Raw genomic sequence first — 15,238 nt, forward strand, 5'->3', positions numbered from 1 at the left:
GAAATATTATATAGTACGGAGGAAATCTACTATGCCAGTAAGTGGAACGTTAACGTCAAACCCGTGCATCCTGCGTCATCCGAATAATCCTATTCTGACTTCTCAGGATGTGCCTTATAAACCAGCCCTTGTTTTCAACGCGGGGGTAACCAAATTCCAGGGGCAGTATGTCATGATGTTCCGTAATGATTACGGAAATGCTGAAGACGAAACACTGTTCCCGATAAATACAACGAATCTGGGGCTTGCCTACAGCAAGGACGGCGTTGATTGGCAGGTGCAGGACAAACCGGTCTTCGGCCTTGAGGACGAAGAGATTATTAGAACGTACGACCCGCGCCTGACCGTTATTGACGGGCGCTGCTATCTTTGTTTTGCTGTAGATACGAAGCATGGTGTGCGAGGCGGGGTTGCTGTGACCGATGACTTCGCGAGCTTCGAGATTCTCAGCTTGTCGGCGCCGGACAACCGCAATATGGTCCTGTTTCCCGAACGGATCGGCGGCAAATACGTACGTTTGGAACGCCCCTTCCCCGTCTACGGGAAAGGGGGCAAGGACAGCTTCGACATGTGGATTTCGGATTCTCCCGACTTGAAATACTGGGGTAATACTGAACTGCTCATGGGCTTGGAGCACGTTCCGTATGCCAATGACAAGATCGGACCCGGAGCGCCGCCGGTCAAAACCGCCCAAGGCTGGCTGACTACGTTCCATGCGGTCGATATTGACGCATCCCGAGGCAAGAACGGCTGGGAGCCGTCTTGGAAGAAGCGCTATTCAGCAGGTATCATGCTGCTGGATTTGGATAATCCGTACAAGATTATCGGCGTATGCCCTGAGCCTTTGCTCGCACCTGAAGTCAGCTACGAGACGGGTGGCGGGTTCCGCAATGATGTCATTTTCCCCGGCGGGATGATTCTGGAGGAGGATGGCGAGGTCAAGATCTATTATGGAGCGGCCGACACGGTAGAGTGTCTCGCAACCGCTCATGTGGATGATTTGATCCGACTGTGTTTACCTAAATAGGGATCGAGTTGAGGGTTATCGATGAAACCAAAGCATGTTCTCCAATACATTCATCAGCATTTCAAAGTGAAATTAATCGCAACGCTGTCTGTGATTATTATCGTATGCTCCTTGGTGACGGGATACGTTTCGTATAGGATCTATTTGAATCTGTTTGAGACGGAGATCAGCAAGCAATATTTGAATACGAGTGAACAATCGATCGGTCAGATCGGGTCGAAAATCCAAGATATGTACCGGATCACGGATTTTATTTTCTTTCACCCGCTGGTCGAGCAGATCGTTCAGAACATGCATGCCGAGCCAGCGGCAGGAGAGAGCAAGGCTTTCAAAACTTATCTGCTGGAACGGGATTTATCGGACATTCTGCTCCCCCTCAAAAATGAAACACAACAAATCAGAGCACTGTACATCGTTGATTTGGAGGGGAACAATTATTACTTCAGCCATACGAATCCCTCTTTTCAAATTACGTTTCCTGACTTCTACACGAAGGTAAAAAGCGGTTTGAAAAGCACGCAGGCCGAGATTGTGTGGCAGCGGATGAAGATTCCTGACTTCTCGGAGCCCTCTGGGGAGAAAAGCAGTCTGGTTGCTGCAAGGCTGCTCAAATCGACGAAGCAGCAAACCGTCTATGGCATGCTGATCCTGATCATTGATGAGTCGTTCCTGGAGGATCCTATGAAGCCGCTGATGGCTGGTCGGACCACAGGCGCTTACTTGTACGACCAGTATAATCAACTGCTCTACAGCCGGGAACCGGACAGCAAGGAAGCCTTTATTCCACAATGGGAGAATCGGGAAGGTACGTTTATTCAGAGGAACCACGGGAATGAGTATCTATTTGTGAAAAGCAAATACGAGCCGAGATCATTCACGCTTGTGAGCGGCATATCGCTCGCTGACATCAAAGCAAAAGGACGAAGGGTGTATCAAGTCGCAATCATCTCCGGTCTCGTCAGTGTCCTCCTCATGGCGGTCAGTGTCTCGTTCTTCAGCGGCAGACTGCTCAAGCCTCTGCACATGCTCGTGAAGGGCATGCAGCAGTTGCGCAAAGGGAATCTCCAGGTGGAGATTGTGACCACTTCGAAGGATGAGTTTGCCTTCTTAGCGGAGAGCTTCAATACGATGGTAGCGAACATCCAATCGCTCATTCAGGAAGTGTATGTCAGTAAGCTGAGTGAAAAAGAGGCCGAGCTTAAGGCGCTTCAAGCGCAGTTGAACCCGCATTTTTTGCATAATGCCCTGAATTCAATTTATTGGAAAATCATTCTTCTTTACGATGATGCAGAGACGGCGTCTCTCGTCACCAGTCTCTCGGAACTGCTCAAGTACTCGCTGGCCTCCATTTCGACGCCGAGCACACTGCAGGATGAGCTGGCTCAGGTTCGCAACTATATTACGATTCAGGAAGCAAGGCACGGGGAAAATCTTTATGTCCATATAGAAGTTGAAGAGGAGTTAACGGACTACCGAATGCAGCGACTGCTGCTGCAGCCTATAGTAGAGAATGTGTTTGTTCATGCCTTCCGTGATCAGACGGACAACAAACGCTTGATGATTCGAGCCTATCGGCACGAGGCTAATATGCATATCGAAATCGAGGACAATGGCTGCGGAATTCACCCGGATACCATTCGCACGCTGCAGGAAGATCAGACGATCTATGATCCGCAGCGGGAACGGGAGAGCATAGGTGTTCGCAATGTGATGAGACGTATTGATCTGGTGCATGGCGGCGAGCCGTACAAGTTGGAGATTAAGGGTTTGGAGCAGGGAACGCTCATGAGATTAATTTTACCGTGCGAAGCTAGGCATGCCGTCAAAGGAGTGACGTTGGATGAATCAAATTCTTCTGGTTGAGGATGAGCCTCTCTTCCGCAAAGGGCTAGCCAAGATGATCAGCGGCTCTGGAACCGACTGGCACGTATGCGGAGAAGCGGAGAACGGTCAAGAAGCGGAATGCTTGATTGAACAAACCCAGCCGGATTTGGTGATAACGGATATTCGAATGCCTTTAATGGATGGTTTAGAGCTGCTGAAACGTACGAAAAGCAAGTTCCCGGGAATTGAATTTATTGTCATCACGGGCTTCCAAGACTTTCAGTATGCTCAGACTGCTTTGCGCTACGGTGCCCTCGATTTATTGATTAAGCCATGCAGCCAACAGGATATTTATGACGCGTTAGCGAAGGTAGAGGTCCTTCTGCTTGAGAAGCAAGCAAGGCTCCGCAAAGCGCAGAATGAGCACCAATTGCTGCTGGAACATACATTAAGGGGGATTTTCCTGCGATTTCCCTATCGCACAGAAGTCCTTGCAGAACTGGAACAGAGTTATACGGGCTCCAAGCTTATTTTATTTCAAATTATGGACTACCATCCTGCTCATAAGCAGTATGCCAAAAGTGACGTTCCTTTGCTGCAATTTGCGGTCTTGAATATTATCAGTGAATTGGTGAATCAACACGGGATAACGGGCAAGCTGCTGCTCATTGAATACGGGCGGATCGCCCTTGTGATGAGGGATGCAGGTGATGCGGACCAAGCTAGTGCGGCTGCCAGCGAGACGATTCAGCGTCTACTGGGACTTTCGGTTGTTTCTTATCCCGCTGGGGTCATTGCGGATATCACGAAGCTGGCCGATTTGTATGAGGCCGGGCTGGATGTGGGCAAAGTGGAGCGGAACCAAGATGACCGTTCCGGTGTAGATTCGCCGATAAGCGGAGCTCGCCAGCAGCTCATCAGCGCTCAGATTGTCGCCTATATCGTAGCTGGGCAAGTGGATTTGCTGAAACAATACTTGGCGCAATGGATGGAGGAAGTTCGCGGAATGCCGCCGGCCAATCGGCCGATTGAGGCTTTGTCACTGAGCTTTGCTTTGCAGGATACCGCCCGCAAGCAGTTTGAGTTGGAGCAGGATTCTTCTACTCTAACAGATCGGATTGGCATGCTGCATGCCTGCGCGAACATGGCAGAAATCGAGGCTTGGATGCATGCGGAGATTGACCGATTCTTGGGCAACTTTGATAAATGGCAGGAGAAATACAGCGGGAATGCGATCCAGAAGGCGGCCCGGTATATGGAAGATCACTATGCAGAGGCGCTGCCCTTGCAGCTCGTGGCCTCTCATGTGCATTTGAATGTTACGTATTTCAGTCATTTGTTCAAAAAGGTAACAGGGCGCAGCTTCATCGATTATTTGATCGAATTGCGCATGGAGAAAGCCAAACAGCTGCTGTCCAATACGGATTTGAAAATAACGGATGTATCGGGGATGATCGGCTATGATTTGCCGAATTATTTTGCCAAACTGTTTAAGCAAACGACAGGGCTATCGCCAAAGGATTACCGCAAGCTGCATCAAAAATAAGGTAGAAATGCCTAAAAAAGCCCTCCACGCTCAAATTGTCTGCTACAGACGATTTGGGCGTTTTTTTGTGCACGGAAGAGAAGCAAAGACCTAAAAATCGTATCCTTTTCCCCATATATCGTAGATGTTGCAGGGGGCCCGATTTCTTACAATAGGGGTACAAGATAAACAACGAGTCAGGATGGTGCGGTGGATGGGTGTTTGGAAAATCGACAAAAAAAGGTTAAATCAAAATATACCTTTGCTGGTGATGTTTGTTCCCGTCGTGTTATTTTTTCTCATTTTCAAATATCTCCCGATGTTTGGACTGATGATCGCTTTTAAGGATTACAACTTCACGGACGGCGTACTGCACAGCCCTTGGGTGGGCTTGAATAATTTCATTACGCTGTTTCACCAGTCGCAAACGCTCAATATTATTCGCAATACGCTGGTGCTCAGCTTGCTCAGTCTTATCTTCGGCTTTCCAGTGCCGATTATTTTGGCGATATTGCTGAATGAAGTGCGCAGAATGTGGTTCAAGAAATTCGTGCAGACGGTTGTCTATTTGCCGCATTTTCTTTCGTGGGTTGTGGTAGGCGGGCTCGTGCTCACGATATTTTCGATGGAGTCGAGCGCCATCAACCATTGGATTGAGCGGCGCTTCGGGGAGCCGTACCCATTCCTCTATAATCCAGGTTCCTGGATTGCTGTATTTGTTGCCTCAGGCGTATGGAAGGAGATGGGGTTCAACGCCATCATTTACTTGGCTGCATTGAGCTCCATTGACCCCAGCTTGTATGAATCTGCTGCTATTGACGGGGCAGGTAAGCTGAAACAGATTTGGCATGTCACTTTACCGGGCATACAGACTACCATCGTGCTGCTCGTTATTTTGGCCATTGGCAAAGTCATGGATGTCGGATTCGATCCGGTGTTTAACTTGCAGAATAACGTCGTCAGCAGTGTCTCCGAAGTTATCAGCACGTATGTGTACCGGGTTGGCGTACAGCAGGGGCAGTTCAGCTTGACTTCGGCTATGGGGTTGTTCGAGTCGGTCGTTTCTTTCCTTCTGGTGCTGTCGGCGAATGGGATTGCCCGGAAATTTAAGCAGGGACTTTGGTAGGGGGATAGTCATATGAAATCAACGCGTGGCGAGAAACTATTTTATCTGATTAATTATGTGATTCTGACGGTCTTGGCGCTATCGTGTTTGCTTCCGTTAATTCATGTGTTTGCTTTGTCTCTGAGCGGTGCAAGGGCGATCGCCTCTGGGGAAGTAGGCATGTGGCCGGTAGATATTACGCTGGATACGTATCATGAGGTATTTAAAGGGACGAAGATTGTGCAGTCGTTCGGAAACAGTGTCCTCATTACGGGGGTTGGCGTTGCGCTTAGTATGCTGACCACGGTCTTAGCGGCTTATCCGCTGTCCAAAAACTCTTTCTATGCGCGTCGCTTTTTTACGCTGGCGATGGTATTCACGATGTTGTTTAACGGCGGAATTATTCCAACTTTCTTAGTGATTAAAGGCTTAGGGCTGATAGACTCCTATGGCGCACTTTGGCTTCCGGCTTTGGTTAGCACCTATAACATGCTGATTATGCGTACCTATTTCGAAGGCATTCCTGCTGAATTGGAAGAAGCTGCGAGGATAGATGGCTGCGGAGAATGGCGGCTGCTGGCACAAATCGTGCTTCCGCTGTCGATGCCGGTGCTGGCTACGCTGACGCTATTTTACGGAGTATCCTATTGGAATTACTTCATGAGCGTTCTGCTCTATATCAACTCCACAGATAAGTACAATATGACGGTCCTTGTGCAGCAAATGGTGCAAAATCAGCAGCTGCTCAATGAACTCCGTTCCCCTGAGGATACAGTGCAGCTTGTGGCGGAAGGCGTGAAAGCAGCGGCGATTGTCCTCATGATGATTCCGATGCTGGTGGTGTATCCGTTCGTCCAGAAGTTTTTCGTGAAAGGCGTTATGCTCGGCGCTGTGAAGGGCTAGGATTTGAGATCGTTCGCCGCCGCACGCGGTAAAGTACATTTTGCTAAGGAGGTGATGAGACCCGGGAGACAGAGCGACATTCGCGTGGAGCTTGAAATGCAAAGGAAATGGTATGATAGGCTTGTTATGAAGAGAGGGGAAAGCAGATGTCCAACAAGAAGAAACGGGTTGTCCTTTCCGTGGCAGCCGCTTTGGCGGTTACGGCAGTAGTAGCGGGATGTGCAACGGAAACCAAGGAAAAAACAACAGGTGAAACACAGAAACCGGCCAAACGCGGAGCCATTACGGCGACGATTTATGACCGTGGCAATATTCCTTCCAGCGAAGGCACCATTGAAAATAATAAAATAACCAAATGGATTAATGAAGCGGGGCCCACGGATGTCAAATTCGTTCCTGTGCCACGGTCGCAGTCTGAGCAAAAGCTTAATACGCTGTTCGCCAGCGGCGGGGCACCCGATTTAATTCTGGAATATGCACCGCAAATTAAGAATCCATTGATCGACCAGAAGCAGCTGCGCCCAATTGACGACATGATTGAGAAATACAGTGTGGAATATAAAGCGCTGATGCAAAAGTATCCAGCTTTGAAAAAGGCAGGAACCGGGGCTGACGGCAAGCTGTACCAGTTCGGACGCATTAATGAAACGATTCCGCAGCGGGGGCTGTTCATTCGTACGGATTGGTTAAAGAAACTGAACCTTCAGCCGCCCAAAACGACAGAAGAGCTGTACCAAATTGCGAAAGCGTTTACGGAACAGGATCCGGACGGCAATGGCAAGAAGGATACTTACGGCATTGCGATGTCGTACAATTCAGGCGCAATATTGGATGAAATGTTCGGCGTAACGTATCCAGGCTTCATCGTGCAAAACAATGAACTCGTTCACGGGTGGGACAATATTAAGGCGGTTACAGAGTTTAAAAGGAAGCTCTACAGCGAAGGATTGGTTGATAAGGATTACCTCAATGATAAAAATGGTTCGAAAGCAAAGCAGGATTTCCTGAACGGCAAAATCGGCATCTATATGGAGCAATTCAATGTGCCCTTCGTCTTTTATAATGATTTCTATTTGAATTTGAAAAAGAACGTGCCGGATGCGGAGATAACGGTGATTCCATATCCCAAAACTCCAGTCGGTCAATTCAACTCCATCTTCGTCAATCCAATTCAAATGACGGCTGTCGTGAACTCACAAGCGAAGGACCCGGAAGCAGTGATGAAATACGTGGATTTCGCTTCGTCGGAGAAATTCATGAAGACGATGTACTACGGGTTTGAGGGCGTGCACAGCAAATCGGAAGCAAATAAATGTACACAAATCACGGACATGGATAAGTGGAAAACCGAATTCAATTTCGGCGCTGGAGATTTTGGAATGCTGGCTTCGCCGACTTTGGCTGGCAAATGCTACTTTGGCACAGAGAAGCTGGACGCGAAGGATGCGACTCAGAATCAAGTGAAGACGATGTTCGAGCTGAACTCGACGTTCGTTAATTTTGATCTGCCTGTGGCTGGACCGACGCATGCGGAGCAAATGCCGCAGCTGCCTAAGGAGCTGCAGCTGATTCTAACGAACACAACGAAACAAGTAGGTGTAGGGGAAGGCGATATTTGGGTGAAGTCGATCCTGACAGCCAATTATACACCGGAACAAGCGAAACAAGATGCGATTGCGGCTTGGGAGAAAGCAGGCGGGAAACAGGTGGACGACTGGTATAAGAACTTCTATGCCAAAGATCGCGACAAAATCATTTTGACCAAGGATATTTATGATATTTTCAAACAACAGCGCGCCGTTCAAGGGAAGTAGGCTACCAGAGATTTGCCCGACTACGAGATTTCATCCACTTCATGAGGAGGAATGAAAAGTTGATGCACGGTAAAACAATGCGCATAGTGATGTCCCTCTTGCTTATGATCACAATTGGATTCACAGGTATTCCTTTTGCTTCGCAAGGCAGCATCCCGACGGCTCAGGCAGCGAATGCTTTGGTAACTCGAAGCGGGAATGTGTGGACGCTGGAAAATGATGTTATGAAGTCGGTGGTCTCTTTTGCCAGCGGAAGCATTCAAATGACAAGCTTCTACAACAAGGAGGCCAGCAAGGAGTATTTGACCGGTACAGGAAGTCAGTATTTATTTTATTACAATTATGGCGGAAGTGATCTGTACGCGAACGATGGCGGATGGACGCTAGGTACCGCAACCGTGACGGATATCACCAAATTCGGCACCAATTGGGGCAAGCTGCTGACGATTCCGGTCACCCGGAGCACACCGCAGAATGTCACGATTAATCTGAAGTTCGAAATCTATAACGGTAATTCCGGCATCAAATACAGCAATTCAATCAAAAATAATGCCGCCTCCGATAAGACGATTACGAATTCAGATATTCTGGCGCTTAACTTGCCGAATGATCCTCATACGCTGCACTATGTTCCGAACATGGCGTGGTTCAGTACAACAGGTGCGCTCGCTCCGAATACAGGACGCAACGCGATCACGGTGTATGACACAGGGGATGGCTGGGGTTTGCAGCCGGAGATGAACTGGAAAACCGAAGGGGCGCCGAACAGGCTGCCATTCGCCAGCATCAATGCTTGGAGCGGGATCACGAATGTCAAGCTTTCCACGAATACCGAAGCACTGCAGCTAGTGCTGTTCCCGAATGAGGAATTCGAGTACATTTCCGTCAATATGACCGTGTTCAAGGGAGATATTGTGGATGGGAAAATGGCGGTGGAAGAACATTTTAGAAAAAGATTCAAGTATCACGATGTGACCTCGCTGTTTACGACCAATGATTGGGACTATATTGCCAGCCGTTCGGATGCCTTCTTCCGAAATACAGTGATCCCCAAGGCTGCACAAGCTGGTTTGGATATGGTTATGGTGGATGATCTTTGGAATACAACCCGGGATACGACAACGGCCAAGACGAGTTTTACTACGAATTTGGCCTCACTGACGGATTACATTGTTTCACAGGGTTTACGGTTTGGCTTGTGGTTCAGCATGACGGGTGATAACCATGATCTCGGCCGAGATTTGGCCGATCCGGCGAATATTGAATTTAAGCGAAGCCAGGTCGAGGATACCCTGATTCCACAGTATCATTTATCGCACCAGATGATTGATTTGACGGAATTCTGGCCGAATACAGCGGCTACGACAACTTCACATCCAAGCGACAGCGTGTATCGCAAAAATGTGCTGGTCCGGAACTACATGAACGATCTGGTGTCCAGACACCCGGATTTCATCGGGAAACTCACCAGTGAAGTGGATATTTATCCGACGCAAGGCGACCGGAATAATGGTCTGCTGCATATATCAGATAACGGCTTTCTATCTGCCAATGGCGGCGTAGGCACCAGTATGAAAATAGGCATGGACAGTTTCGGCTATCTGCCTATGAATTCGGTCTATTACGGCGGTAATCCATCTGGTAAAGTGGAGGATTATTACTCGTACATGATGGCGAGGGTCATCAAGTTCAATACGGACCCGACCAGCTGGACGACAGCGGGGATCAGCTCCTTGCGGAAATTCAATGACTGGCGCAAAAGTCCGCGGATCAAGGCATTGACTGATCAGACGACAAGACCTTTGTATGCGGGTCCAGACTTCGATACGTCAGGTTCCTATGCCTGGATGTATACGACGGAGGATAAAGCCCAAGCGCTTGTTATTGCGACGGCGGCCAATACTGGCGGGGCAACAGATGTAACGCTCAATCTGCGTTGGTTGGACAGCAACAAAACGTATTTGGTGGAAGACATTACGATGGATGACAGCGGCAACAGCTCCTATATGTATAAAGGAAAGTTTACCGGAGCACAATTGAAATCCACCGGATTATCCATTAATCTAGCTGAAAATACGTCCAAAGGCAAAGCGTTCTGGCTGCAAGAGGACAATGCCTCGTCTGGCATGCAAGTTCTCTATGCGGATGAGAAAGTTTCCTCTTTTACACAAGTGGAAGGCGCTTCCAGCTTGATGGTGAATGTGACCGGGACGGCTAATTCAACCGGGAAAGTTATCGTCTTTGACCGGACAGCCAATAAAGCGATTACGAGCGATGTTGCCATCGGCGCCGGCGGCACGGGCAGTGTGACAATCAATTCCGGAACGAAGTTCGAGGCGGAAAGTCTGACAACGCTGGTCTCTACGGGCGACACTTCGGCGAACGGTGCGGATGCGGCAGCGAGCAACGGTTCGTTAAGCTATGGCAATTTCAACGCTGCAGGGGATTGGATACAATACACGGTGAATGTGCCAAGTCCTGGCACTTACCGATTGAAGACACAAGTAAAGAAGCATCCAAGCCGAGGGACGGCGCAATTGTACATCGACGGGACAGCTCAAGGTTCTCCCATAGACGAGTACCAAAGCGCTCAAGCCTATGTCGAGGTGGATCTGGGCAACGTTACCTTCAACACGGCGGGCAACAAGCTGTTCAAATTCCAAGTGACAGGCAAGAACGCGAGCAGCAGCGGTTACGGGCTGGCAACGGATTATATCCGGCTAACCTATCAGTCGCCGGATATTCTGCTCCCGCCTGCGGTGCCGGAAGCGGTGAAGTACGAGAATGAGAGTTTGACGACGACCGTCTCATCGGGAATGACTTCCGCGATTGCGGCGGACACGGCTGCAAGTAATGGCTCGTTGAGCTATGGCAATGCAACCGCTGTAGGCAACTGGGTACAGTACACCGTGAATGTACCGTCTACCGGCACGTACCGCGTCAGAGTGCAAGTCAAGAAGCATCCAAGTCGCGGGATCGCGCAACTGTATATTGATGGAGCGGCTCAAGGCGCGCCAATCGACGAATACCAAAGTGCGCAGGCGTATGTCGTGGTTGATCTAGGCGATGTGACCTTCGCTGCGCCTGGCAATAAACAGTTCAAATTCCAAGTGACAGGAAAGAATGCCAGCAGTGCTTCCTACGGCTTGGCAACGGATTATATTTCACTGACGAAGCAACCGCTCATATTGGAAAATGAGAGCTTAACGACGTCCGTTTCTTCCGGCGACAGCTTCGCCAATACGGTGGACACGGCTGCAAGTGGCGGCAGCGTGAGTTACGGCAATTTCAATGCCGTAGGCGATTGGATTCAGTACACGGTGAATGTGCCGACAGCGGGGACTTACGCCATCAGCGCCAGAGTCAAGAAGCACCCGGACCGTGGGACGGAGCAACTGCTGATTGACGGCGTGGCGCAGGGAAGCCCTATCGATCAGCATGATAGCCCGCAGGGCTATGCGATCGTCGGATTGGGCGAGAAGATCTTCCCAACGGCGGGCAACAAGCTGTTCAAGTTCCAAATTACCGGCAAGGATCCGGGAAGTGCGAGCTTGACCTTGGCGCATGATAGCATCATCCTGACGAGGATCAATTAGCGGTTGATTCGTAATAAGTACGGTTATTAAACTAGTTGGTAATTGTTTCTATTCCGCAAAAGTTGTAACCTTGCGTCGAACTGTGCTAGTCTAACATAGACAAAAAATGCCGAATCCATGAGCAGCAAAAGCTCTGGTACGGGGGACTTCTTTACTTGGGGTGAATGATCAGTTGGCTTGCCAATTGGACTAGGGAACCTCTTCCCGAACCCGTCAACTAACCTCGGAGGCTTCAAGGAGGCAAGGGTTTGAAGGTTTTGGCTAAACGTTTTATTGGTTCCTGCGCAGTTCTTTGCGCCGCAGTACCCTTATTTACCGCGCAAGCAGCAGCGGCATCGCCAGCTGACCATCCTGTAAAGGTTCAGGTCAATGACGAATTGCTTAAGTTTCCGGAAGTGCAGCCTTACATTGATGAGCAAGGCGTCATGCAGGTTCCGCTCCGAGTTCTATCTGAGAAACTGGGCTATCAAGTGAGCTGGACGAAGCAAGCAGATGCGATTGTCGTTACGCTGCTGAACAAGCAGCAGTCGATTCTATTGATCACAGATCAGCAGCAAGCGATTGTGAACAGCAAGAAAATCAGTTTAGAGAGCAGTCCAACGGTCTATCAAGGCAACACATACGTTCCGCTGCGTTTCATTACCGAAACCTTCGGATCTCCGATAGAATGGAATGAAGCTAATCAGATTGCTATTGTGGATGTCGACGGGAAGTCGCACAAGCCTGCTTGGATTGCACCGCCGCCTGCGCCGCCTGTGATGAAAGCAGCAGCCGTTGTTCCTTCTATGCCGGAGCAGATTGTCCAGACGGCCAATGCGTACATGGGTGTGCCCTATATGTGGGGAGGTACAACGCCGAGAGGATTCGATTGTTCCGGTTTTGTACGCTATGTATTTGAAGCCAAAGGCATTGAACTGCCTCGAACATCCGCGGAAATGCACAGTGCGCTCAGTAATTCAGTAACCGATTTGCAAGTAGGCGATTTGGTTTTCTTTGCAGCCAAAACGGTGAATCATGTAGGCATTTATCTGGGGAATGATCAGTTCATTTCGTCCACAACATCTCGAGGCGTTACAGTCGAGAGCCTATCGAGCTCGTATTGGAGCGCAAGGTATGTAGGAGCCAAAAGAGTCCTGTAATCATTGACTTTATCGAACATTTGTTTGCTAGGTTGCTTTCTATGGAAAGCATAGCAGGCAGATGTTCTTTTTTTGTGCGAAAAGATGCGATTTTTATCGAATTTTTATGGATTTTAGCCTATAATGAAGAAATGTTTGGAAGAAAGAGCGGGGGACACGAATGCCATGCAATTAAGCGTCTGGAAAAGCTGGTTTCACAAAAGAAAACATTCGGAACGAACCAACAGCATGGATACCGTGGAGCAAAGACCTGCCATACCGGAGGATATCCGGGAAGTCATCGAACAATTTTTTCGGACGTACAACCATTTCAAAGGGGCGCGCAGCCTCCAAACGGACACGTTTATTAAAGAAGTCTTCTATGCCACCAAGCAGGACCCGACAGATCAAAGATCCATTGAAGAGATGGAAGCCTATATTCAGTACAAAAATAAACATAGATTGCGGTTGAAATCCTATGTCGTAGATGAGTACTTGAGCTTGGGCGACAATGTGCGCATGATCGGTGTGACTAGAGAGTTCAGCAACAATCAGCGAAATCGTGTGCTTTATTTTATTATGAAGGAAAATGAATCATGGCGATTCCATCATATTGCAAGATCCCATCATGGCAAGGTGTTGGATAAGTTCCAAGTGAAAGAACAAACCGGATTTGTGATTGGGAATGAAAAGGCTGCTCTCCTCTTCCTGACGCACACGAGTTCCTTGGATGCATCCACCTTCATGTTGGGTGATTACGTGCATGTTGAGGGTTACCTGGAAGTCGAGCAAGAAGTGAGCAGCTACCTGTATTACCATGTTGTGCGAATGAACCGCGTTCACTAGGGACTTAGAACTGAAGGGACGCCCGGTACAGGGAAGGATCCCACTGAACTTTTCCGCCCAAGGACTCCATGATGGCCCTAAGCGGCATATAAATATGACCATCCTTAATCGTTGGCGCCTCGGGGAGCGTAACGGATTTGCCGTTGACTTTCATGACAGCATGATCCGGCTGCAGTTCAAGCTGTTTGGACCCATACTGAACACTTAATGTACGCGTAGCTTCCTGCCACTGAAACTTGGCTCCAATTCTCTCCAATATCCCGCGAAAAGGAACCATGCTGGTTTCCTGCAGCAAATAACCTCGGAATTCATGGACGAACTGCCCATTCACCTCAAGCTGGATCTGTGGATGATCCAAGCGTTCCACCACGAAAGCATTGCTAAGCTCACGTCCTGCACTTCGCAGCATAGTGCCGTTCGCATACAGAGATGAGCTTGCGCCTCCATCCAGATTCATTGCATCCGTTAGTCCGATCTTCAGCAGGACCTCCGCCATATCGGCCATAGTGGCCGTAGATAGCGTCCCCATGACCATTTGACGGGAAGCATCTATCCCAATGAAGCTGCGCACGTTAGCGCTTGTCGTTATCTTAGGATCGGTAAATCCATCCCGCTGCGCATCCAAATCAACCACACCATTGGTCAGCAAATGCGGGCCTGCGCCAATAGCGGCATCAACAGTCGGCAATTGGACGGCAGAGCCGTTGTCTTCGTTATGGAGAGCGGAGACGAGTTGGACGGAATCACCGAGATGAATATTCGGCAGCACATGGGTGCGATTATTGGCGCTATTGCCTAATAAAAATACATACCCGTCTTCCGGCATATTGACGCTATCTGTTGTGATATTGGTAACCTTGCCTTCGCGCAAGACAATCTTCGTTGAATTGGGGAAGCCGATAGAAGCCCCGAAGTCACGTGTATACCATACGACTTGATCTTCCACGTCATCGCCCCAGTATTTATTCACGCCCCAGGCTGCGAATTTATAGGCTTTGCCCTGATGGGTAACGCTGATTTGCTGCTCTGTTTGCATGCGCTGCAAGCTTGCGGTTTTGTCGGCGTTGACAAGAAAGGCAGGGTTCGTGCCGGAATGTACGATTTCACCGGAGCTGACAAGCAGCCCGTTCGGGTATCGGTTGGCTTCATTTTGTTCATACGCATCGAAAAAAGTGCCGTTGATGCCAGCAATCGCATGGCTTCTGTCTAACATTGAAGCGAAGGACTCATCGTGACCGATGCCTTCAGCCGCCGTAACAGGTTTAACGCGCAAATAGGGGTCAGTCAGATCAACGGTCACCCATTGCGCAGTAAAAGACTTGCCATTATGGGATACGGTCTGACTCTTGGTTTGTACCGTTCCAAGAGCGGAAGCGGACGAAGGGAAAATTGCGACAGCCGAGAGCATACAACCCAGCATGGCGATGTGAGTGAAAGTGCGGTAACGCCTGTGACGCATAGCAGGGATCATCCTCTCTGA

Annotated in this window: 10 protein-coding genes and 1 riboswitch; of the genes, 9 read left to right on the forward strand and 1 reads right to left on the reverse strand. The window is 49.2% G+C overall.

Annotation, left to right across the window (positions count from 1 at the left end):
• Positions 1 to 31: 31 nt before the first annotated feature.
• From LOZ80_RS35965 to LOZ80_RS36005, 9 genes are all read left to right on the forward strand, one after another.
• Complete coding sequence (locus tag LOZ80_RS35965; RefSeq protein ID WP_443147094.1) at positions 32 to 1,027, forward strand: glycoside hydrolase family 130 protein; 996 nt, start codon at positions 32 to 34, stop codon at positions 1,025 to 1,027.
• Positions 1,028 to 1,048: 21 nt separating this feature from the next.
• Entirely contained in the window at positions 1,049 to 2,890 is a 1,842-nt protein-coding gene (locus LOZ80_RS35970) for a sensor histidine kinase (RefSeq protein WP_238168963.1), read from the forward strand.
• Positions 2,868 to 4,397 (forward strand): response regulator transcription factor, encoded by a 1,530-nt coding sequence (locus tag LOZ80_RS35975; RefSeq protein ID WP_238168964.1) that lies wholly within the window; start codon positions 2,868 to 2,870, stop codon positions 4,395 to 4,397. The genes LOZ80_RS35970 and LOZ80_RS35975 overlap by 23 nt, the downstream gene beginning before the upstream one ends.
• 193 nt (positions 4,398 to 4,590) lie before the next feature.
• Positions 4,591 to 5,502: an ABC transporter permease gene (locus tag LOZ80_RS35980; RefSeq protein WP_238168965.1), complete on the forward strand. Its 912-nt coding sequence runs from the start codon at positions 4,591 to 4,593 to the stop codon at positions 5,500 to 5,502.
• 12 nt (positions 5,503 to 5,514) lie between these two features.
• On the forward strand, positions 5,515 to 6,384 hold the full coding sequence (locus tag LOZ80_RS35985; RefSeq protein WP_238168966.1) for a carbohydrate ABC transporter permease: 870 nt from the start codon (positions 5,515 to 5,517) through the stop codon (positions 6,382 to 6,384).
• Positions 6,385 to 6,530: 146 nt separating this feature from the next.
• Positions 6,531 to 8,198 carry an extracellular solute-binding protein gene (locus LOZ80_RS35990; RefSeq protein ID WP_238168967.1) on the forward strand — a complete coding sequence of 556 codons (1,668 nt, stop codon included), beginning with the start codon at positions 6,531 to 6,533 and terminating at the stop codon, positions 8,196 to 8,198.
• A 62-nt stretch (positions 8,199 to 8,260) separates the two neighbouring features.
• Complete coding sequence (locus LOZ80_RS35995) at positions 8,261 to 11,794, forward strand: GH36 C-terminal domain-containing protein (RefSeq protein ID WP_238168968.1); 3,534 nt, start codon at positions 8,261 to 8,263, stop codon at positions 11,792 to 11,794.
• 97 nt (positions 11,795 to 11,891) lie between these two features.
• Positions 11,892 to 12,041: riboswitch (cyclic di-AMP (ydaO/yuaA leader) on the forward strand.
• A gap of 1 nt (position 12,042) precedes the next feature.
• On the forward strand, positions 12,043 to 12,933 hold the full coding sequence (locus LOZ80_RS36000) for a C40 family peptidase (protein ID WP_238168969.1): 891 nt from the start codon (positions 12,043 to 12,045) through the stop codon (positions 12,931 to 12,933).
• 123 nt (positions 12,934 to 13,056) lie between these two features.
• Positions 13,057 to 13,758: a hypothetical protein gene (locus LOZ80_RS36005; RefSeq protein WP_238168970.1), complete on the forward strand. Its 702-nt coding sequence runs from the start codon at positions 13,057 to 13,059 to the stop codon at positions 13,756 to 13,758.
• Between the two features lie 4 nt (positions 13,759 to 13,762).
• Here LOZ80_RS36005 and LOZ80_RS36010 read toward each other — a convergent pair whose 3' ends face one another.
• Positions 13,763 to 15,217, reverse strand: a complete 1,455-nt coding sequence (locus LOZ80_RS36010; protein WP_238168971.1) for a phosphodiester glycosidase family protein — start codon at positions 15,215 to 15,217, stop codon at positions 13,763 to 13,765.
• Positions 15,218 to 15,238: the final 21 nt, after the last annotated feature.

The sequence above is a fragment of the Paenibacillus sp. HWE-109 genome (genome assembly GCF_022163125.1).
Lineage (GTDB): Bacteria > Bacillota > Bacilli > Paenibacillales > NBRC-103111 > Paenibacillus_E.

What these genes read in the sequence shown, in the direction of transcription:
- LOZ80_RS35970 (WP_238168963.1), top strand. Translation starts at nt 1,049, where the DNA reads ATGAAACCAAAGCATGTTCTCCAATACATTCATCAGCATTTCAAAGTG.
- LOZ80_RS35985 (WP_238168966.1), top strand. Translation starts at nt 5,515, where the DNA reads ATGAAATCAACGCGTGGCGAGAAACTATTTTATCTGATTAATTATGTG.
- LOZ80_RS35975 (WP_238168964.1), top strand. Translation starts at nt 2,868, where the DNA reads ATGAATCAAATTCTTCTGGTTGAGGATGAGCCTCTCTTCCGCAAAGGG.
- LOZ80_RS36005 (WP_238168970.1), top strand. Translation starts at nt 13,057, where the DNA reads ATGAAGAAATGTTTGGAAGAAAGAGCGGGGGACACGAATGCCATGCAA.
- LOZ80_RS35990 (WP_238168967.1), top strand. Translation starts at nt 6,531, where the DNA reads ATGTCCAACAAGAAGAAACGGGTTGTCCTTTCCGTGGCAGCCGCTTTG.
- LOZ80_RS35965 (WP_443147094.1), top strand. Translation starts at nt 32, where the DNA reads ATGCCAGTAAGTGGAACGTTAACGTCAAACCCGTGCATCCTGCGTCAT.
- LOZ80_RS36010 (WP_238168971.1), bottom strand. Translation starts at nt 15,217, where the DNA reads ATGCGTCACAGGCGTTACCGCACTTTCACTCACATCGCCATGCTGGGT.
- LOZ80_RS35995 (WP_238168968.1), top strand. Translation starts at nt 8,261, where the DNA reads ATGCACGGTAAAACAATGCGCATAGTGATGTCCCTCTTGCTTATGATC.
- LOZ80_RS35980 (WP_238168965.1), top strand. Translation starts at nt 4,591, where the DNA reads ATGGGTGTTTGGAAAATCGACAAAAAAAGGTTAAATCAAAATATACCT.